The 18,561-nt window shown below is 65.1% G+C and carries 22 protein-coding genes and 1 pseudogene; 9 read left to right on the forward strand and 14 right to left on the reverse strand.

Annotated features, from left to right (window positions below):
* Positions 1-3: 3 nt before the first annotated feature.
* Positions 4-312: a GNAT family N-acetyltransferase gene (locus tag AB0876_RS04670; protein WP_499047278.1), complete on the reverse strand. Its 309-nt coding sequence runs from the start codon at positions 310-312 to the stop codon at positions 4-6.
* 102 nt (positions 313-414) lie between these two features.
* Between AB0876_RS04670 and AB0876_RS04675 the strand changes: the two genes are divergently transcribed.
* Entirely contained in the window at positions 415-1,029 is a 615-nt protein-coding gene (locus tag AB0876_RS04675) for an LGFP repeat-containing protein (RefSeq protein ID WP_526041353.1), read from the forward strand.
* Positions 1,030-1,046: 17 nt separating this feature from the next.
* Here the strand turns inward: AB0876_RS04675 and AB0876_RS04680 are convergent, their stop codons facing one another.
* Positions 1,047-1,886 carry a glycoside hydrolase family 16 protein gene (locus AB0876_RS04680; RefSeq protein WP_064879518.1) on the reverse strand — a complete coding sequence of 280 codons (840 nt, stop codon included), beginning with the start codon at positions 1,884-1,886 and terminating at the stop codon, positions 1,047-1,049.
* A 320-nt stretch (positions 1,887-2,206) separates the two neighbouring features.
* On the opposite strand from AB0876_RS04680, the gene AB0876_RS04685 reads away from it, so the two are divergent.
* The 5 genes from AB0876_RS04685 to AB0876_RS04705 all read left to right on the forward strand — a co-directional run bounded on the left by AB0876_RS04685 (position 2,207) and on the right by AB0876_RS04705 (position 7,458).
* The gene (locus tag AB0876_RS04685) at positions 2,207-3,463 is read left to right on the forward strand and encodes a transposase (protein ID WP_526041354.1); all 1,257 of its coding nucleotides are present in this window, start codon (positions 2,207-2,209) and stop codon (positions 3,461-3,463) included.
* Positions 3,464-3,583: 120 nt separating this feature from the next.
* Complete coding sequence (locus AB0876_RS04690) at positions 3,584-3,838, forward strand: hypothetical protein (RefSeq protein ID WP_526041355.1); 255 nt, start codon at positions 3,584-3,586, stop codon at positions 3,836-3,838.
* Between the two features lie 157 nt (positions 3,839-3,995).
* Positions 3,996-4,418, forward strand: coding sequence for a hypothetical protein (locus AB0876_RS04695; RefSeq protein ID WP_491839747.1), 423 nt, complete (start codon positions 3,996-3,998; stop codon positions 4,416-4,418).
* A 59-nt stretch (positions 4,419-4,477) separates the two neighbouring features.
* Positions 4,478-5,155: a YczE/YyaS/YitT family protein gene (locus tag AB0876_RS04700; RefSeq protein ID WP_491839746.1), complete on the forward strand. Its 678-nt coding sequence runs from the start codon at positions 4,478-4,480 to the stop codon at positions 5,153-5,155.
* Between the two features lie 38 nt (positions 5,156-5,193).
* Positions 5,194-7,458 carry a winged helix-turn-helix domain-containing protein gene (locus AB0876_RS04705; RefSeq protein ID WP_526041356.1) on the forward strand — a complete coding sequence of 755 codons (2,265 nt, stop codon included), beginning with the start codon at positions 5,194-5,196 and terminating at the stop codon, positions 7,456-7,458.
* Here the strand turns inward: AB0876_RS04705 and AB0876_RS04710 are convergent.
* From AB0876_RS04710 to AB0876_RS04755, 10 genes and pseudogenes are all read right to left on the reverse strand, one after another.
* Entirely contained in the window at positions 7,388-8,218 is an 831-nt protein-coding gene (locus AB0876_RS04710; RefSeq protein WP_526041357.1) for a bile acid:sodium symporter family protein, read from the reverse strand. The two genes, AB0876_RS04705 and AB0876_RS04710, sit on opposite strands and share 71 nt — an antisense overlap.
* A gap of 11 nt (positions 8,219-8,229) precedes the next feature.
* On the reverse strand, positions 8,230-9,246 hold the full coding sequence (locus AB0876_RS04715; RefSeq protein ID WP_526041358.1) for a hypothetical protein: 1,017 nt from the start codon (positions 9,244-9,246) through the stop codon (positions 8,230-8,232).
* On the reverse strand, positions 9,243-10,589 hold the full coding sequence (locus tag AB0876_RS04720) for a Dyp-type peroxidase (RefSeq protein WP_526041359.1): 1,347 nt from the start codon (positions 10,587-10,589) through the stop codon (positions 9,243-9,245). Before AB0876_RS04720 ends, AB0876_RS04715 begins: the two co-directional genes overlap by 4 nt.
* A gap of 2 nt (positions 10,590-10,591) precedes the next feature.
* Positions 10,592-11,155: a hypothetical protein gene (locus AB0876_RS04725; RefSeq protein ID WP_526041360.1), complete on the reverse strand. Its 564-nt coding sequence runs from the start codon at positions 11,153-11,155 to the stop codon at positions 10,592-10,594.
* 175 nt (positions 11,156-11,330) lie between these two features.
* Positions 11,331-11,621, reverse strand: coding sequence for a cupin domain-containing protein (locus AB0876_RS04730; protein ID WP_491839740.1), 291 nt, complete (start codon positions 11,619-11,621; stop codon positions 11,331-11,333).
* An 8-nt stretch (positions 11,622-11,629) separates the two neighbouring features.
* Positions 11,630-11,932: a hypothetical protein gene (locus AB0876_RS04735; RefSeq protein ID WP_491839739.1), complete on the reverse strand. Its 303-nt coding sequence runs from the start codon at positions 11,930-11,932 to the stop codon at positions 11,630-11,632.
* Positions 11,933-11,961: 29 nt separating this feature from the next.
* Complete coding sequence (locus AB0876_RS04740; RefSeq protein ID WP_526041361.1) at positions 11,962-13,323, reverse strand: cytochrome P450; 1,362 nt, start codon at positions 13,321-13,323, stop codon at positions 11,962-11,964.
* A gap of 78 nt (positions 13,324-13,401) precedes the next feature.
* The gene (locus AB0876_RS04745; protein ID WP_491839737.1) at positions 13,402-13,824 is read right to left on the reverse strand and encodes a YybH family protein; all 423 of its coding nucleotides are present in this window, start codon (positions 13,822-13,824) and stop codon (positions 13,402-13,404) included.
* 42 nt (positions 13,825-13,866) lie between these two features.
* Positions 13,867-15,371 (reverse strand): annotated as a pseudogene (gene arsB / locus AB0876_RS04750) (ACR3 family arsenite efflux transporter).
* Positions 15,356-15,787, reverse strand: coding sequence for an ArsI/CadI family heavy metal resistance metalloenzyme (locus tag AB0876_RS04755; protein WP_491839735.1), 432 nt, complete (start codon positions 15,785-15,787; stop codon positions 15,356-15,358). Before AB0876_RS04755 ends, arsB begins: the two are co-directional and overlap by 16 nt.
* Positions 15,788-15,887: 100 nt before the next feature.
* On the opposite strand from AB0876_RS04755, the gene AB0876_RS04760 reads away from it, so the two are divergent.
* Positions 15,888-16,247: an Rv2640c family ArsR-like transcriptional regulator gene (locus AB0876_RS04760; RefSeq protein ID WP_526041362.1), complete on the forward strand. Its 360-nt coding sequence runs from the start codon at positions 15,888-15,890 to the stop codon at positions 16,245-16,247.
* Between the two features lie 37 nt (positions 16,248-16,284).
* On the opposite strand, the gene AB0876_RS04765 is transcribed toward AB0876_RS04760, so the two are convergent.
* Positions 16,285-16,578, reverse strand: coding sequence for a DUF4193 domain-containing protein (locus AB0876_RS04765; protein WP_064931836.1), 294 nt, complete (start codon positions 16,576-16,578; stop codon positions 16,285-16,287).
* A gap of 158 nt (positions 16,579-16,736) precedes the next feature.
* Here AB0876_RS04765 and AB0876_RS04770 point away from each other — a divergent pair, with 158 nt between their 5' ends.
* Positions 16,737-17,051: a hypothetical protein gene (locus AB0876_RS04770; protein WP_236734649.1), complete on the forward strand. Its 315-nt coding sequence runs from the start codon at positions 16,737-16,739 to the stop codon at positions 17,049-17,051.
* A 72-nt stretch (positions 17,052-17,123) separates the two neighbouring features.
* The gene (locus AB0876_RS04775) at positions 17,124-18,053 is read left to right on the forward strand and encodes a TauD/TfdA dioxygenase family protein (RefSeq protein ID WP_526041474.1); all 930 of its coding nucleotides are present in this window, start codon (positions 17,124-17,126) and stop codon (positions 18,051-18,053) included.
* Positions 18,054-18,066: 13 nt separating this feature from the next.
* Here the strand turns inward: AB0876_RS04775 and AB0876_RS04780 are convergent, their stop codons facing one another.
* Positions 18,067-18,351 carry a hypothetical protein gene (locus AB0876_RS04780; protein WP_491839734.1) on the reverse strand — a complete coding sequence of 95 codons (285 nt, stop codon included), beginning with the start codon at positions 18,349-18,351 and terminating at the stop codon, positions 18,067-18,069.
* Positions 18,352-18,561: the final 210 nt, after the last annotated feature.

Consider the following 18,561-nt stretch of genomic DNA (forward strand, 5'->3'; position numbering starts at 1 on the left):
TTCTCACCGGTCGGTGATGTCGGCATACTCCGGATGCTTGTCGATGTACTCGGCCACCATCCAGCACGTGGGCACGATGCGCAGCCCCGCGGCGCGCGTCGAACGTAAGGCTTCGGCGATGAGGATCGTCGCCAGCCCGCGGCCACGGAACTGTGGGTCGACCTCGGTATGAGGAAAGATTCGCTGCCCGTCACGGTCGTGGAAATCGGCGAGCCCGACCGTCCTGCCGTCGACGTCGATGGTGAAGCGGTCAGCGTGTTCGGCCACGCTTGTCGCAGCACCGGTGCGGTCGAGTTGGGTCCCCGAGCTCATCTGCCCTCCGTTCGCCGTTACCCCACGATAGCCGCGGCCTGCGATGTCCAAGGATCCCGGCGTTTGCTGATGAGGCGCCCACAGCGGTGTTACGTTCAAAAAATGGATCAAAAGCTGATCAAACGCACAGGTGCGCTGGCTGCAGCTTTCGCCATCACGGGGGCGGCTGCCATCGCATGCTCAGAGGAATCAAAAGACCAGACCAAGGACGCCTTGTCCAGCGCGACGAGTGCCGCGTCGTCGGCCGTCGATGCCGGTACGAGCAAGGCCAAGGAGGGCGCCAGCTCCGCTTCGAGCGCGGTCTCGTCGGCTGTCGAAGGCGCACCCAGCACGGTGAATGCGCCGGGTGTCGGCGAGGTGGTACTCGACGCTCCCATCGCCGAGGAGTACTCCGATGCCGGCGGCGAAGCCAAGCTGGGGCTACCGACAGCGCTACCGGAGAAGGTGGGCGACGGCACCGTGCAGGCATTCGCCAACGGCACCATCTTCTCGTCGCCGTCGACCGGCGCGCACGTGGTGCAGGGCGAGATCCTGCGGGTCTACACCGCAAACGGTGGCCCGGCGGGGCAGTTGGGCTTCCCGACCGGCGACGAAGACGAGACCGGCGGCGGACCGGATGGGGCCAACGGCGGTTGGATCACTGAATTTCAGCACGGCACCATCAGCTGGCTGAACAAAGGTGACGGCACGTTCGCGGAGACCATCACGCCGAAGTAGCGGTTGCGCTACGGCGGTTACCAGACGCGGACGTAGTCCACGAGCATGTCAGCCGGGTAGGTGCCGCCGCTGGGGTCTTCGCCGCCCGAACCTGCGACCGCGAGGTTCAAGACGACGAACATCGTGTAGCCGGGCTGGCTGAACGGCCAGTCGGGCAGCTGGCTCGCCGACACCTCGAAGTAGGGCTTCGCGCCTTCGGTGTAGTCCTGCCAGAACCGGGCGCCGTTCGCGTCCCACTGGGTGCGCCACGTGTGCCAGCCGGTGTCGACAGCGATGTTGTGGGTCTCCCACTCGCCGCCGTTGGACTTGGCGTGCACGGTGGTGGCCGACGGCCATTTGCCGTTGCCGTACCACTCGACGATGTCGAGTTCACCCTCGCCCAGGGTGCCCAGCCAGAAGGCCGGCCAGGCGCCCGCGGTCAGGCAGTTGAACTTGATCCGGGCTTCCCACGTGTGCCCGGCGCCGCCCTCCCACACGCTCGCCAGCTTGGCGCCGTAGTAGGTATCGCCTTCCTTCGTGGCGCGGATGACGAGATTCCCTTTGCCGTCGAGGAAGGCGTTCTTGCGGTCATCGCGGTATTGCCCGATACGGCCGGGGACCTCCCAGTAGGTGGGGTCCTTGATGGTCTCGCGGGCCTTCGCGATGGTCCATTTCGACGTATTCGGCGACGAGCCGGCAGCCCCGTCGAATTCGTCCGCGAACACGTAGTTCACTGTCGCCTGTGGCGCCGACGGCGCGGGAACAGGCGGTGTCAGGGGCTTGGTCGGGAGGGCCTGGGCTTGCGGGGCGGGTATTGCCGCTGCCATCACGCCCAGACCTGACAACATCATCATTTTTCGGCGATCCAAGTTGGCCATGGTGGACCACCCTAGCCGTGCTGCGTGCGCGAGTGCGGAATCAAGGGTTTTGCCGGCGGGAAGTTCAGTTCAGCGGACTTCTTGCGAACCCTGTTGAACATGTACCCGGGTGACTGACCACCGCGGTCACTGAACACATACTCCGGACAGGGCTGCCCACAGGCTGGCTCCAACTTCCGAACACAGACACCGCTCGACCAGGCGCCGAGTCCAGAGACGATCATTCAAGATTCAGGGATCACTACGCGTTCCGGTTGGATGTTTGCCCCCGCGGGCCCACTCAAAGGCTAAATGTCGGTAGCTGGGGTTAGCGTGCCGGTATGAAGCAGGTGGTGCAGGTTCGACTGGAGGTTGATGCTGCCCAGTTGGATGTGTTGGCCCGCACCCTGATCGCATGTAACGAGACAGCGAATCTGGTGTCGACGATCGCGCATCGAGAAAAAACCTTTCGGCGCCGGGATTTGCGGGCAATTACGTACGCCGCGGCACGCGCGCATGCTGGGCTGGGTGCCCAGGTAGCACAGGCATGTATCCGGAAGGTCGCCGATTCGTATGTCTCGTTGCGCGCGAATCTCCGTAACGGTCGGTACGGGCAACCGGGCAGCAGACGCCGACGGAAGGTGGAAGCGAATCCGATCCGGTTCGGGGCGTTGTCGGCCCAGCCGTTCGATGATCGTTGCCTGTCCTGGGCTCATGACTCCGACAGCGCTACCGGTGGTGTGGTGTCGATCTGGACCGTCGAGGGCCGGTTGAAGAACCTGCGATTTGTCGGCGAACCGGCCCACATCGCCCTGCTGCGTGCGTATCGCAGGGGCGAAACCGATCTGGTGATCCGCCGCCGCCGACGCGGTGGCGGCAGGTTGGTGGCGTATCTGATCGCGACTGTCGATGTGCCGGAACCGGCGGTGCGCGCCGGTGGGCATCTAGGCACCGCCGAGGGCTGGATCGGGGTGGATATGGGGATTGAGAACATTGCAGTTACTAGTGACCGGCCCCTGGCACATGAGTTGATGGGCGCATATGGTGCTGAGGCTCCGGACGGTGCGGCCGGCCGCGGCAGTGTGAAAGACCGCCGCACCCGTAACCGCGAACTGCGCCACCAACTGCAGAAGACGAACACCAAGTCGGCGAAACGGCTTCTGCGCAAACGCGCCCGCAAGGAGGCGCGTTTCGCTGCGGATGTGAATCACCAGATTTCGAAGAGGATCGTGGCCGAGGCTGAACGCACCGGACGCGGGATCGCGGTTGAAGAATTGACCGGCATCCGCGAACGGGTACGGCTTCGCAAGCCCCAACGCGCCACACATGCCAGCTGGGCCTTCGCCCAACTCGGGCTGTTCCTCACCTACAAAGCAGCCCGCGCCGGCGTGCCGATAGTCCGAGTGGACCCGGCCCATACCAGCCAGCGCTGCACGGCCTGCGGCCATATCGATAGACGAAACCGGACCAGCCAGGCCCAGTTTCTCTGCCGGACCTGCGGATACATCGCAGAACACGCAGATATCCTCGGAGCCGACAACATCGCGCGCCGAGCCCCGACCACCTGGGCCCAGTCAACGGCCCCCGGCGCGGCGTGAAGCGTGACAGCCAGTCACGAATAACGACTGCAAGCCTGGCCAATCATGGCCAGGCAGTTGACAAGGTTTCCATAGGAAACGCTTCATCCCTGCTCAGTCAGCCCGGGCACAGTGGGTTGCATGACACTGATCGATTCTTTGCGCCGGGCCACATGGGGGCGCAGTGCGCTGGCCGCCGGGCTGGTACTCGCCGGAGCGTTCGTCGCGCTCCTGCTCAGTGTCGCCACCAGCGGGGAATGGGCCACGGTGCTGGCCTCACTGGCCGGCTTCGCGACGGCCATCACGGTGATCGCGGCCGTGGCGACGAGTTGGGAACACGTCGTCGTCAACGCCCGCAGCGCCGGGTTGGTCGAATCCGAGGTCGAATCCCGCTGACCCGCGGCTGGTTTGCCAGCTAAGGCGATCCCTGCTCAACCGCGCCGACTCGAGTCGCCGCAGTGCCAATTCTGCTGTGCCGGAGGCACCTTCGTGTGAGATGCTCTCCGCGTCAATTTTGGGCACCGGGTCGGGGCGACTTCAGGGGAGTGCGATCGTGAGACTTGTCATGGGCTTTATTCCGGCGATGGTTCTTGCCGGAACGGCTGTCGGTTTCGCGAGCCCGGCTTTCGCCGAGGAACTCAACGGCACCTACCGCTACGACCACGATGGCCCGTCGACGTGGAGCACCTGGACCGTGACGTCGTGTGGCCAGGGTTGCGCCGACGTGGCGGCCACCGGCGGTGCGACCTGGGCACCGTATGGCGGGCGGGCCCACCTGGACGGTGGACGGTGGACGATGGTGAGCCCGTGGACCGACGCGGGGACCTGTGAGGGCACCCCGCTGACTGCCTCACGCACACTCTCGTGGGACGACGCGACACTGGCCGGCACCGGCTACGCCACCTGGGAAGCGAGCGATTGTGGCCCGGCCGAGCGCAGCGAGCGGTTCTCGTTCACATTGACCAAGCAGTCCTAGAACGGACTCCCGTCGCGTCGACCGTGAATGACCACCTCGCTCTGCGATAGTCGTGGATTGTGGGTAGTCAGAACATGCACTACTGGCGGCGGTCGTTCTGGGCCCTGGTGGGCGTGGCCATCCTCGGATTCGGGTCGGCCGTGTTGCGTGTCGCTCAGGTCGGCGTGGATCCCTACACCGCGGCCAACATCGGCATCAGCAACACGATCGGTCTCGACCTCGGTACCTACCAGCTGATCAGCAACGCCGTGCTGCTGATCCCGGTCCTCTTCTTCGGCCGCATGTACATCGGGATCGGCTCGATCATCAACATGGTCATGACCGGCTACTTCATCCAGTGGTTCTCGGCGCTGCTTGGCCCACTGGTTCCCGCCGATCCCGGACGCGTGCTGCAGACCGCGATGTTCCTCGTCGGCATCACGTTGTTCGCGGCCGGTGCGTCGATGTACATGACCGCCGCGCTGGGCAACGCGCCCTACGACGCCATCGCCCCGATCATCGTCGACCACACCCGCCTTCCGTACCGGGCGGTGCGCGTGGCCCAGGACCTCGCGTTCGTCGGATTGGCGTTGGCGTTCCACGGACAGGTCGGCGTCGGGACAGTCATGACCGCGTTCTTCGCCGGCCCGCTGATCGACTTCTTCACCGAGAAGGTCAACAAGCCGCTGATGAAGAAGGACCTGGCGGCGCTCGAGGCGTTCCAGCAGCGGGTCAAGACCACCCGCTGGCATTTCTGATCGTGTAGCCAGTCGACGCTCTGACCTAGGATGCCCAGGTGGGAGCAGGATCCTGGCCGGCGCACGTTCCGGTGGCGACCGTGGGACGGCCTGCCACGGCACGCGCCGGTGTTCCGCGCCCGGAAATCAACCGCTTACTGCAGAACCGCACCGGTCTGGTGTCGGTCGCCGCCCCAGCGGGATACGGCAAGACCACCGCGATGGAGCAGTGGGACGACGCCGATGAGCGTCCCTTCGCATGGGTGCGGCTCGACAACCTCGACAACGACCCCGCGCACCTGCTGCTGCACCTGGCGACGGCACTGAACGAGGTAGAACCCGTCGACCCGGCAGTGCTGCACTACCTGCAGGGCGCGGGCCGCGCCGAAAACCAGCTGGTGCCGGCGTTCATCCAGGCACTCGAAAACGCGGGGCCTGTGGTTCTGGTGCTCGACGACGTTCACGAGTTGTCGGCGCCCGCAGCCGTCGACGCCCTGCGCGCCGTGGTGGACCTGGCCCCGAAATCGACGACTCTGGCGCTGATCGGCCGGCAGATCCCGGCACTGGACCTGGCCCGGCGTCGGCTACAGGGCTATCTCTTCGAGATCGGAATCCCGGAACTGAAGCTGTCCGGCACCGAAGGTGCGGCCGCGTTTGCCGCCGTCGGCGGTGATGCTGACAAGACCACGATCGCGCGGGTACTAGACAAATGCGAAGGCTGGGCAGCCGGCGTGGTCATGGCCGCGTTGGCGCTGCGCGACGGCGCCCCTGCCGAGGCGGTGACCGGCCGGCACCGGCTGGTGGCCGACTACCTGGTGGAGGAGGTGCTCAGTGCGCTGGACCCCGAAACCGCCACATTCCTGACGGAATCGGCGACGCTGGACCGCTTCTCCGCTGACGAACTCGACGCGCTGCTGGGCCGGACCGATTCGGCTGCGATGCTCGACGCGATCACTCGATCCGGCAACCTGTTTCTGATTTCCCTGGATGCTCAAGGCGTCTGGTACCGCTATCACCAATTGTTCGGTGACCTGTTGCGTGCGCGCCTCCGTGACCGGGATCCAGACCGGTTCCGGGAATTGGCAGCTCGCGCGGCTGACCGGCTCGCGCAAGCCGGTGACGTCGACGGGGCGCTGCTGCAGGCCCTGGCCGCCGGCGACCGGGCCCATGCCGCCGCGCTCGTGGGAATCGACGCCGTGCGACTGGGTTTCGACGGCCGGGCTGGGGTCCTGGCCCGGCGGCTCAGTCTGATCGACGAGCAGACCTTCACCGAATACCCCGACGCCGCGATCGCGCGGGCCTGGCTGGGGGTGATGACCGGTGACGCAGAGTTGATCCAGCGGTCGCTGGTGACTGCGAGCGCGGCTGACACCGGTAAACCGCTCTCCGATGGCACTCCATCGGTCGAGGTGGCTGCGGCGCTGATCGGTTCTCTGATCGGTATCGGCGGCATAGGGGAGGTGATCCGTTATTCCGAAACCGTCTGTGATGCAGGTGATCACCTGGTCAACCCCTGGTGGGGTGCGGCCACCACGATGAAAGGTACGGCCCTGGCCATGCTCGGGGAATCTGAGCAGGCCCGCAGCACCCTGGAATCTGCGTTGCCGGTGATCGAAGACCTCCCTGGATTCCAGGCCGCCGCGCTGGCGCATCTCGCCGCGTTGGATCTCGGCGACGGTGATCTGTCGGCCGCCGTCGCACACACCAACGCCGCTCGCTCGATCGTCGACTCCCGCGACCTGTCCGACATGGTCCCGATGGTGGTGGTCTACGCGGTCGACGCGTTGGTCCGGGCCCGGCGCGGGGACGTGGCCGGAGTGCGCTCGGCGGTGCGAGCGACCGAGCGGCTCCTCGAGCGGCTGGGTGATCTGTCCGCCCGCACCGCCCTGATGGCTCATGTGCTGGTCGCGGGCGCCGCCGTCGATATCGACGACACCGAACTTTGCGAGCGTCACCTGGCCGAGGCGCAACGCACACATCGGCGCGAACCTGAGGCCGTCGGCATCGGTCAATGGCTCGGCCGTCTCCGGGCTGTGTCGTCTGCACGCGCCGCCCGTGGGACTCGGCCGTCGCTGACGACAGCCGAGCTCAGGCTGCTCCCACATCTGGCCACGCATCTGTCTCTGCAGCGCATCGCTGATGAGCTCGTCATCGGCCGGGAAACCGTGAAGAGCCAGGCCAAGTCGATCTACCGCAAGCTGGGCGTCTCTTCGCGCGCTGCCGCGGTGGCCGAGGCCGACCGACTCGGTTTGCTCAGCGAGACCGCGCGAGCCGCCGCGAGAACGGCAACAGCAGCAGAAACTCCGCGATCAACACCACGGTGATCATCACGACCACCTTCGGATCGTCGAAGTTCTGCCCGGCGACCACGAACGCCGCGGCTGCGTTGCGCTGAGCGGTTCCCAGCGCCAGCACTTCCCGTGTCCCGGGACCGCCCATGAGCCAACCGATCCCGGCGCAGATTACGGTATAGATGACCGCCGCCAAGATGCCGAACGTGCCGAAAACCGATAGCACGCTGTTGAAATGGGCGGCGATCGTGAACGTGATCACCAGAATCATGCTGACGGTGGAGATCTTCGCGATCACAGGCTGGAGCCGGCCGGCCACCCCGGGACCGCGGGCCCGCAGCAGCAGGCCCGCAGCCAGCGGGATGAGCATCAGGACCACGAGAGACAACGCGATCTGTGCGGGATTGACGGCGGTGCCGGAGACGAAGATCGGGAGAATCAACGGCACGTAGCCCACGGTCACCACCATCAACAGCACCATCAGACCCACCGCGAAGGCCATGTCGGCCTTTGCGAACTCGGCGAGCTTGATCAGAAACGGTGCGCCGGCCGCGAGCCCGCACAACAACAGCCCGATCCCGAGCGGGTCGTCCAGATCGAACACCCGCCACAGCCCGAACGCGGCCAGCGGCGCCAGCACGAAGTTGGCCGCGAGAGCAAGCGCAACGACACGAATGTTCTTGAGCGGGGCCAGGATCTGGCCGACGGTCAAGCCGAGACCGACGGCCAGAGTGCTGGAGACGACGAAGAAGACGACGGCGATATTCGACCCCTGCAAGAGGAGATCGTTCATGCCGGACTTCATCAGGCCATCGTGACCAGGTTGCGCCAGAAGGACTTCAGGCTGTCACTGGCGCCGAACAGCGTCGTGAAGTGGGTGGAGTCGACCAGCACGATGTCACCGGCGCGGTCGCCCGACGGCGGCATGTGGACGATCGCGTTGAACTCGGTGTTCCCCGCCAAGGTGAACGGATGCGGCCGGGTCATGTCGATCGGCTGCCGGCCCAGCACTCGCAGGTCAGGCCCTTCGGGCGCGGTCAGCTCGTAGTGCGGCAGGTGCGGATGCAAGGCCAGTGTGCTGACGTCGCGCAGCAGCCCCGCGGAATCCAGATCGCGGAACGTGGTCAGCGGCACAATCTGTCGGGTGCCCTCGACCGTGGCCGGGCGCAGGCCCCAGGTGTTGTGCACCGGGATGTTCAATCCGGTCAGCAGCGACCGCGCGAATCCGCTGAACCGCTGGACGCGCGGAGTCAGCGGGTCACCGTGGTGCAGATACTCCATCTGCTGCTGTTCCTTGTCGTCGATGAACCCGACGTCATGGTGCGGCGCCAGCATCAGGCAGGTGCCCTCACGCTTCAACCACTGCTGGATCGCGGCGATCTCTTCTTCGGTGGCGGCCTCGTCGCCGAGCAGGTGGTCCAGGCCGAAGATCATCAGGGTGTCGGTGTCGTCGAGGATGCGTTCATCGATCGGCAACCGGTACCCGGCCTGATCGACCCGCTGGAACACCGCCACCGGATGGCCGGTCGCTTCACCGGCCACCTCCTGAAAATTCAGGGACGACCGGTGGAACAGTTCCAGCGTCCCGTCGATGCCCTGCAGGAACTCCTTGGGGCTGTACTCGGGCGTCTCGTAGGCCGGCCAGGTGGCCAGGCGCACCTCGGTGACCGTGGAGAACCGGTTGTACAGTTCCGCGGGGTCGCGCTGGACCTCCCACGGGTAGCTCCACGACCAGTAGATGCTGACGCGTCGTTTGCCGTTGTGCGGCCGGGCGACGTGGGCCTGGTTGTAGGTCCGGGCGTATGAACGGGGAGTGGTCATGCTGTCTCCTTTGTTTCGAGGTCTGTGAGGTAACGCAGCGCGCTCAGGCCGGGCAGGAAGAAGTACGCCCCGCCGCGCAGCGTGGTGAATGCAGGTAACCCCTTGTGTACCTTGCGGATCGGCCGCTTAGGAATCTTGAAGTCCAACGTGCCGTCCTGGGTGCCGCAGATGGGATCGTGTTCGTTGCCGAGGTCTTTGAATGCCGAGTCGTTGATCCAGACGTTCTGGGCGAACTCGAACTGGCGCACCAGGCTGGCACAGATCAGGAACATCCCGACCCCGCGTTCGACTCCGTCGTCGGCCCCCCCGTCGGGTAGCGCCGGCCCATAGGTGCCGCTGCGCCGGATCATCCTGCGCCGATTCGGGTTCGGCTCGGTATCGCGTGGGTTCAGCCTGCGGGCGTGGGCGCCGATCGGGCAGGCATAGCCGTGCGGATCCATCGTTCCGTAATCGAAATCGTTGTTGCGCATCGGATCCGCACCGAGCTCCGGATCGTCGTGCTCAGGTGCGAGCACCAGCGGCGCACCGCTGCGCCACCGGCCCATGAACTTGGCAGCCAGTAGCTCCTCGCCCTCGGTCCCGTCGGCGTTCTGCTTCAGGTAGTCGCGGAAGACCCCGACATGTTCCTCCAATCGGCGGTACGCCAGGTAGCTGCCATTGCGTGAAAGCACCTCGGGGGTGGGCTGGTTCGCCACCAACCCTTCCTCATCCGGATAACCGAGGATGAACTCACCGGGTGCCAGGTACCCACCTGCACCGGGTATCAACTCCTCGCCCGAACCCTTCATCTGCGGCTGGGACACCGGATCGCGGTACCCGAAGTGGTCGTGGTCGTACTCGAACGGTGCCGTGGCGGCCAGATCCAGATGCGACAGTGACCGCACCCCGGGGCAGCGGGCCAGCAGGGCGTCGTGTTCGCCCACGCACCGCACGCGTTCGGCCTCGTCCCGGGCGAACAGGATGACGATGGCATGCAGATCGTCGCCGGCGAGCCCGCCCAGCCAGTGTTCGGGTGCGGCCGCACCGGTGTCCCCGAGTATGTCGGCCCGCGAGGCCATGCCTTCGCGGAACTCGTCCGGGAACGATGCCAGTGAATCCTCGTCCAGACCCAACGCGCGCAACCCATTCCAGGTGAAGGCCAGGTTGACCCAACGCTTGAAGACGTTGACCGTCTCACGGACATCGGTGGCCGACTGCACGAGCGGCACCATCTCGGTCAGCCAGGCTCGCCCGGCCTCGGGGCTGTCGAAGGACAGGAACTCATACCGGCCAGTCAGGTGGGGCGTGCCGGTCAGCATGATGTGCTGGATGTCGTCGAATTCGAGGTCCGTCAGTGCATCCATGGTCACTGCATCTGATCCAACATGTCCGCGAACGCGGCCTTGAGCCGCAACGCCTTCTTGACCTCTTCGGAGGTGACGTAGGGGTACTCGCCGTACTCCAGGAAGCTCGGCACCTGATGGTTGCGGACGAACATGATGAAGGCTTCCGGGTTGGTCTTCCAGTCCTCCGGGAAGCCCTCGAGGTTGACGAAGGCCGTGGTGATGCCGGTCGAGCTGAACAGTTTGACGGCGTCCTCGGTGTACTTGTCGAAGTCGGTGTCGAAGATGCCCTGGTACTGGAAGTGCAGACCGGAGCCGACGTCGAACAGGTTCCAACGCAGGTAGTGGAGCTTCAGCGGGGCAAGCACATCGGGCTGCGCGGCGACCGCCGCTTCGAGTTGCTTGCCGTAGGCGCGGATCGCGTCCTCGCGGCCTTCCTTCACCTTGGCGATGATGTTGAATCCGTAGCAGGCGGGAGTCCGGGGAAAGACCGGTCCGTAGCGCCCCCGGGTCAGTTCGAAGTAGCCCTCCTTGGGGATGGCTAGTGCTGCTGGTTGGGTCCAATCGTTGTTTCCGTTGTTCGCCATGGCACCGAGATTATGGTCGCGCGGACCTCTCGTCGTCCCCCGATTCGGGGGAAAACCGCCTGTCAGGGCGCAATGTTGCTGATGCGTGCGTCACATGGACTCAGCGGACAAATGAGGTAGCCCGGGAATCACGTTCCCGTGCCTGCCTTGGTGCATATGAGTGCGGGGCGACGCGTCAGGCGAGTCGCTCAACTTCGACGAAGATGATCGGATCGCGCTCGCCGCGGTTCTCGACGGTGTGCTCGGAGCCCGCGGGACGTGAATAGCTCTGCCCGGCTACAAGTTCCGCGACGATCTCCGTGCCGTCGGCAGTGACAACGTGCATGGTGTCGGTGACCATGGGAACTACCACGTACTCGTGATCGTGCCGGTGCATCGGTATCGCGCCGCCCGGGTCGATCGTCCACTTGGTGACCCGGAACCAGTCATTCTCGAGCTGGATGTCACCGTGGGATCCGGTTGTCATGATGGCCGTCAGAAGTCGGGCGTGCTCACGTCTTCGAGCCCCTGCTCGGGGCCTGTCGGAGCGACCGGCGCAGTTGGGGTCGTCTGGATCTCTGCCGAACCGCATTCCGTGCCGCTGACCCCGGGCGGACAAAGGCTGTTGCGGTTCGGTGAGTTCGGCACCAGATAGGGGACACAGTTCTGGGTGTAGGTGTCGTTGTCCTCGCCGTTCGGGCAGGCCGCCAGCGCGGTCGACGGGGCGGGCAGGGCGGCGACCGCAGTCGCCGCCACCATCGCGAGCGCGGAACAGGCGGAGATGATCAGGTGTCGCATAGGGATCAAGGCTGTCATGCCGTTCGCTTTCAGTCGATGACCGCAGTGGCTTTGTGCACGGTGATCGGCGCGGCCAACTGCTGCTCATCGCAGATCCGTTGCAGCTTCTCCAGTGTCTCGGCCAGATCCGGTCCGGTCCGCCGACCTGGGGTGAAAGTCGCGGGCAGGTGTTGCATGCCCTGGATCACGCCGATGGTCTCGTAGTGGACGGCGCCGGCCGGATCGCACCGGTAGTCCGGCATCCGGTCGAGCACGCCGGTCAGCATCGACTTGAACACCGTCCGGGCCACGTTCGAGCCGATGCAGCGGTGCACGCCCAAACCGAAACTGAAGTGGCGGTTACCCGTTCGGCCCATCCTGAGCTCGTTTGGATTCTCGAAAACACGCGGGTCGCGGTTGGCCATCGCCCACGAAAGCCACAGCCGCTCACCTTCCTTGAGCGGTACCCCATCCAACTCGATGTCCTCGGAGATCGTGCGGCCGTCCCCGGGCGCCGGGGTGAAGAAGCGCAGAAACTCCTCGGTGGCCGAATCGAGCAGCGCAGCGCGGTCCCGGCTCAACTGCTCACGCTGATCCGGGTGCTGGGAGAGCCATTCGAGCGAGTGCGCCGTCAGCGCCGTCGTGGTGTCGAAACCGCCGCCGATCAGGAGCATGAGCATGCCCAGGATCTCCGAATCGGGTGCCGGTTCGCCGTCTATCCGCATCTGCACCATGGCATCGATCAATCCCGGGCGCGGATCTTCGCGGATCACGGCGACGTGGCCCATCATGTGCACTGCCGAGGCCAAGGACAGGTCGAAGACGCGTTTCGCGTCGGGAGAGTCGGCGCGCGTGTACACCGACGCGTGCGCGGGCTCGCAGTAGATCTCCCATTCGGCGAGCGGAACACCGAGCAGGCCCAGCGTCAACACCGCCGGGACGATGTTCGCCAGATCGTCGACGAAATCGATACTGCCGTCTTCGATCTTCTCGTCCAGGCAGGCCCTGACGAGCTCGTCGACCACCGGCTTCCACCGCGCGACCGCGGCCGGTGACAGGTATCCGTTGAGCGGTGTCCGATAGGCGCGGTGTTCGGGATCATCCATCTCCAACATGCCGCCGCGGAACTGCGTGCTCACCTCGGCGCGCGGAATGTTGATGCCCCGGTAGCCTTTTCGATCTCCGATGACGTCGTTGTCGTTCGAGATGTGTGGGCAACGGGCCAGTTCGAAAACCTCGCTGCTGCCGGCGGCCACCCAATGCCCGCCGTACGTGTCGGTCCAGGCGAGCGGACAGGAGCCCAGCATCTCCGCGGTGATCGGCTCGAACTGGTCGCGATACTGCGGGGTGTGCCGGTCGAAGTGGTAGCTGTGCTCGGTATGTCGAGCTTCCGCCGTCGCGCCCTCGGTCATCTGCGCCTCCAACGTCGTTGTCGGTCTGCAGGTCTGAGGATAGGAACTATGCGCGCCGGTGGGGCCGGTTCTGGTGGATCACGGGGTGAGATTCAGAATTGCCTTGCCGTACTCCAGGTCCGCGGGGACCGAGACGTGGTCGTGAAAGACGCGCCAGACGCCGTCGACGCACCGCAGACATGCCGTCCATCGCACCCACATGTCGATGTCGCGGCCACTGGCCAGGGTGCCGCGGACGTGGTTGAGGCTGTGCACGAACGCGATGTCGCCTTCAGTGGTGACGGTCAGCTCGTGTACGTCGTAGCCGATCGGCCCGGTGTACGCGGTGAAGACCTCCTGCCAGGCCCTTCGCTTGTTGTCGTCACCTGCGTACCGCAGCGGTGCCCCGAGGTCGAAGGACACGACATCGGGTGCGTAGAGGGCCGTGAGCGTGTCCAGATCGCGCGCACGGATCGCATCCACACCCTCGGCGATGCGTTGACGAATGGCCGCTTCAGTCACGAATGTCACGGTAGGCCACCAGCGTGACCGGACACGGGAAAATCAATCGGTGGAATCGAGTCCCAGTTCCCCGAGCAGGACGCCAACGCGTCGTGCGATGTCGTCCCGGATCGGACGGACCGCTTCGACTCCGAGACCGGCCGGATCGGCCAACTCCCAGTTCTCGTAGCGCTTGCCGGGGAAGTACGGGCAGGTGTCCCCGCACCCCATCGTGATCACGACATCGCTCGCCTCGACGATGTCGTCGGTCCATCGCTGTGGCTGTTCGTGTGCGATGTCGATACCGACTTCGGCCATGGCGGCGATCGCGGCGGGATTCACCTTGTCAGCGGGCTCCGAACCGCCTGAAAACACGGATGCTCGGTCTCCGGCGAGGTGAGCGAAGAAGCCCATCGCCATCTGGGACCGGCCGGCGTTGTGCGTGCACAGGAACAGCACGCTGGGGCGGTCGCGCGCCGTCATCGAGTGTTCCTCGCGGGTCGGTCGTCTCCTACGGCGTCGAACCGGCGCCGCAATCCCAGTGACACGTAGACCAGCGCGACGAGCACGGGCACTTCGATGAGCGGGCCGACCACGCCTGCCAGGGCTTGGCCCGAGGTTGCGCCATACGTCGCGATCGCCACCGCGATCGCCAGTTCGAAGTTGTTGCCTGCGGCCGTGAACGCCAGGGTGGTGGTGCGCTCATAGCCCAGCCCCAGCGCTGCGCCCAGTGCATAGCCGCCGCCCCACATGATCGCGAAGTACGCCAGCAGCGGCAGCGCGATTCGCGCGACGTCCCAGGGACGAGTGGCGATCTGGTCACCCTGAAGTGCGAACAGCACCACGATGGTGAACAGCAGTCCGTATAGGGCCCACGGTCCGATACGTGGCAGGAACGTCGACTCGTACCAGTCCCTGCCCTTCGCGGATTCACCGATGCGACGTGACAGGTACCCGGCCAGCAGCGGGATACCCAGGAAGATGATCACCGACTTCGCGATCTGCCATGGCGATGTGTCGATACTCGTCTGTTCCAACCCGAGCCAGCCCGGCAGCACTGACAGGTAGAACCAGCCGAGTACGGCGAACATGAGCACTTGGAAGATCGAATTCAGGGCGACCAGCACCGCCGCCGCTTCCCGGTCGCCGCAGGCCAGGTCGTTCCAGATGATGACCATGGCGATGCAGCGAGCCAGCCCGACGATGATGAGGCCGGTTCGGTACTCGGGCAGATCGGGCAGAAACAGCCAGGCCAGCGCGAACATCAGGGCAGGGCCAACCACCCAGTTGAGGATCAGCGAGCTGATCAACAGCTTGCGATCTCCGGTAACTCGATCGAGCCGGTCGTAGCGCACCTTCGCCAGGACCGGATACATCATGATGAGCAGGCCTAGCGCGATGGGCAACGAGATGCCGTCGACCTGAACGTGATTCAGTGCGGTGTTGACTCCGGGAACGAGCCTTCCGAGCAGTAGGCCCACGGCCATCGCGAACGCGATCCACACCGGGAGCAGCCGGTCCAGCGTGGAAAGCCGCGCGGGGGCAACCTGGCTCACGACGCGCAGCAGGTGCCGCCGGATTCGGTGGCATCGAGTGCGGGTGAGTCGGTGCCGAAGGTCTCGGAGTCAGCGAGAACCGTGTAGACCTCCCACTTTTCGCCGGCGGGACCGGTCACCCAAACCTTGTCCTGGGTGGCGAAGCAACAGGTGGTGCCGATCTCCTCCTCGGTGAACATGCCCTCGTCCGTGAGGCGGGCGATCTCCGCGTGCACCTGGTCGCTGGACTCGACCTCGACACCGAGGTGGTTGAGTGTCCCGCCGTGCCCGGGGTTCTCGATGAGCACCAGTTTCAGCGGGGGAGCGGCGATGGCGAAGTTGGCATAGCCGGGCTTGACCTTCGCCGGCGCCGTGTTGAAGAGCTTCGAGTAAAACGTGATGGCCTCGTCGAGATCGTCGACGTTCAAGGCAAGTTGTGCGCGGGACATTACAGGCTCCCAACCTCTGCGACTTATGTCGAACTTTCGGACAGCATCGATGATGCCACCTCTTCGACGTATGTCAATATCCTCTGGCAGAATGGGGTGCATGCCCAAGGCGTTACCTGTGGTCGACACAACCGAACCGGTCTGCTGCACACCAGTGGCGGCAGGCCCGATCGATGACGACGGTGCGTTGGAGATTGCCTTGCGGCTGAAAGCGCTGGCCGACCCGGTGCGGGTCAAGCTGGTGTCGCTGCTGTTCAGCGCCGAGGCGGGAGAAGTCTGCGGATGTGATCTCGCGGCTGCGGTCGGCCTGGCCGAATCCACCGTCAGCCACCATCTGTCCCAATTGCGGCGCGCGGGGATGGTCGAGTCCGAACGGCGCGGTATGAACGTCTACCACCGCCCGCGCCGGGACTCGCTCGTGGCGCTGTGTTCCGTGCTCGACCCCAACTGCTGCCGTTAAGGCCCGTCCGGCCGTCAGGCCGCGGTCCGGCTCTGTGTCAGACGCACTCGACGCAGAGCTGCTGCTCGCCCTTCTGCAGCGCCAACCGGTTGCGGTGCTGCACCAGGAAGCAGCTGGAACAGGTGAACTCGTCAGCCTGCTTCGGGATGACCCGCACGCTCAGCTCCTCGCCGGAGATGTCGGCGTCGGGCAGGTCGAACGAATCGACCACCTCGTCCTCGTCGATGACTGCCGTGTCGGCCGCGGTGCGCCGCGTGGCCAGCTGCTCCAGCGACTCCTCGGCAGGCTCGTCGGTCTCCTTGACGCGCGGGGCGTCGTAATCGGTAGCCATGAATGATCCTCCTAAGTTCAAGACCAATGTTTCTCGCCAACGCCGCAGCGGGACTCCTTGTTCCCCGGGCGAACAGCCTGTAAACGTCGGATGCACGTTAGCGGTTCAATCCGCCGGGGTCTGCATCGGTGGACGTGATGCTGAGTACAGTCGTCGGCGTGCATGACGATGTCAGAGGTTCGGACGCCGAGATCTTCGATGACGCTGAGCTTGATGAGTACCTCGATGACGACGATGCCGGGCTGGAGGATCTGGACTCCAACGGCCAGGTGATCTCGATCCGTCGCGCCGACGGTGAGGAGCTCCTCACCATCGTCGCCCAGGACGACGAGTGGAATGTCGACCTGCAGCCGGGCGGCTCCGTGCAGAGCGCGTTCCTCGGTTCGCGACGGGACACCCCGGTGTGGATCAATGCCCTCGACGGTCAGATCGAGCGCGACGACGACGGCACGTACGTCATCCGCATCGACTGACGTTCGACGGTCTTTGCGCTCGTAGTGAGCGCAACCGTGGTGCTGTTACACCCCATCGCCGATGGTGACGGGGTGTCCTCTCTGCGCGTAGTGAAGCTCGGTGCCCACATCGGGGCCCGCATCGACGGAATCGACGTCAACGGCAACCTCGACGTCGCCACGGTGTCCGCGATCAACGATGCCCTTCTTGAACACAAGGTCATCTTCTTCCGCGGCCAACACCACCTCGACGACGACGGCCAGTGGGCGTTCGCGCGGTTGCTCGGCACCCCGACCCGGGCGCATCCGACGGTCACCTCGCGCGGCGACCGGATCCTGCCCATCGACTCGCGGTATGACAAAGCGAACAGCTGGCACACCGATGTGACGTTCGTCGACCGCATCCCGAAGGCCTCGCTGCTGCGGGCGGTCACGCTCCCGGAGTACGGCGGCACCACGACGTGGGCGTCGACCGAGGTCGCCTACGACCGTCTGCCCGAGCCGTTGCGTGCGCTGGTCGAGAACCTGTGGGCCGTGCACACCAACCAGTACGACTACACGGCCGGTGATCAGGCCGACCACGAGGGCCAGGCCGTTATTGCAGACGACCACCGCAAGTACCGCGAAGAGTTCGAGTCCTCGTACTACGAGACCGAGCATCCGGTGGTGCGGGTCCACCCCGAGACGGGCAGACGTGTGCTGTTGCTCGGGCACTTCATCAAACAGTTCGTGGGGCTCAGTCCCACCGAGTCGGCGACCCTCTTCCAACTGCTCCAGAACCGGGTCATCAAGTTGGAGAACACGATTCGATGGAACTGGGAGTTGGGGGACCTGGCGATCTGGGACAATCGGGCCACGCAGCACTACGCCGTGGCCGACTACGACGACCAGTTCCGCCGGCTCAGCCGGATCACCCTGGCCGGCGACATCCCCGTCGATGTCCACGGACGGCACAGCCGGGTGATCGCCGGCGACGCGTCGCGCTACTCCGAGGTCATCACGCCGGTCGCCCTGGCCGGATGACCGGGCCGGCCGGTCAGAGTCGGTCCATCTCCCGCGCCATCAGGCTGTTCTCCAGATAGCTGTAGTGCGACGGGTAATACGGGCGGGCGCGGTGCGCCCGCCAGCGGTCTGTCACCGAGGACACCGCATGCGACATCATCGTGATGACGTTGTGGTGCGCTTGTGTGCCCGCTGCCGCGGCGGTGCTGAACAGCACCTGCTGTTCGGTGATGAGCACCGGCGCGTGCGTGTGTCGGCGCGTCGTGATGTCTGTCGAGGCTTCGCGTCGGACGGCGGAAACCGGATGGAAAACGCTCATGTCGAAACTTCCTCTGAACCGAGCGCCTTACTCTCCAACGCTCTCATGAAAGAAACGTACGACTGACCGCAGTCATTCCTCACGCGTAGTCCACTACCTCAATAAGGGGCATCTGCGGCCGAACGTCCTTTTACAGAGCGGGTTCTCGCGGCGCAGGTATGGACAGGTCGGATGATTTGTAAAGCCCACCACGCGGGTTGCCATCGGACG

Source organism: Mycobacterium sp. NPDC049093 (assembly GCF_040704635.1).
In the GTDB taxonomy this organism is placed as follows: Bacteria; Actinomycetota; Actinomycetes; order Mycobacteriales; family Mycobacteriaceae; genus Mycobacterium.

Coding starts and splice junctions, on each gene's coding strand:
- AB0876_RS04710 (WP_526041357.1), bottom strand. CDS start 8,218: ATGAACGATCTCCTCTTGCAGGGGTCGAATATCGCCGTCGTCTTCTTC.
- AB0876_RS04755 (WP_491839735.1), bottom strand. CDS start 15,787: ATGTCCCGCGCACAACTTGCCTTGAACGTCGACGATCTCGACGAGGCC.
- AB0876_RS04740 (WP_526041361.1), bottom strand. CDS start 13,323: ATGACCGAGGGCGCGACGGCGGAAGCTCGACATACCGAGCACAGCTAC.
- AB0876_RS04680 (WP_064879518.1), bottom strand. CDS start 1,886: ATGGCCAACTTGGATCGCCGAAAAATGATGATGTTGTCAGGTCTGGGC.
- AB0876_RS04715 (WP_526041358.1), bottom strand. CDS start 9,246: ATGACCACTCCCCGTTCATACGCCCGGACCTACAACCAGGCCCACGTC.
- AB0876_RS04670 (WP_499047278.1), bottom strand. CDS start 312: ATGAGCTCGGGGACCCAACTCGACCGCACCGGTGCTGCGACAAGCGTG.
- AB0876_RS04735 (WP_491839739.1), bottom strand. CDS start 11,932: ATGCGACACCTGATCATCTCCGCCTGTTCCGCGCTCGCGATGGTGGCG.
- AB0876_RS04720 (WP_526041359.1), bottom strand. CDS start 10,589: ATGGATGCACTGACGGACCTCGAATTCGACGACATCCAGCACATCATG.
- AB0876_RS04780 (WP_491839734.1), bottom strand. CDS start 18,351: ATGAGCGTTTTCCATCCGGTTTCCGCCGTCCGACGCGAAGCCTCGACA.
- AB0876_RS04690 (WP_526041355.1), top strand. CDS start 3,584: ATGACACTGATCGATTCTTTGCGCCGGGCCACATGGGGGCGCAGTGCG.
- AB0876_RS04765 (WP_064931836.1), bottom strand. CDS start 16,578: ATGGCTACCGATTACGACGCCCCGCGCGTCAAGGAGACCGACGAGCCT.
- AB0876_RS04760 (WP_526041362.1), top strand. CDS start 15,888: ATGCCCAAGGCGTTACCTGTGGTCGACACAACCGAACCGGTCTGCTGC.
- AB0876_RS04685 (WP_526041354.1), top strand. CDS start 2,207: ATGAAGCAGGTGGTGCAGGTTCGACTGGAGGTTGATGCTGCCCAGTTG.
- AB0876_RS04730 (WP_491839740.1), bottom strand. CDS start 11,621: ATGACAACCGGATCCCACGGTGACATCCAGCTCGAGAATGACTGGTTC.
- AB0876_RS04725 (WP_526041360.1), bottom strand. CDS start 11,155: ATGGCGAACAACGGAAACAACGATTGGACCCAACCAGCAGCACTAGCC.
- AB0876_RS04675 (WP_526041353.1), top strand. CDS start 415: ATGGATCAAAAGCTGATCAAACGCACAGGTGCGCTGGCTGCAGCTTTC.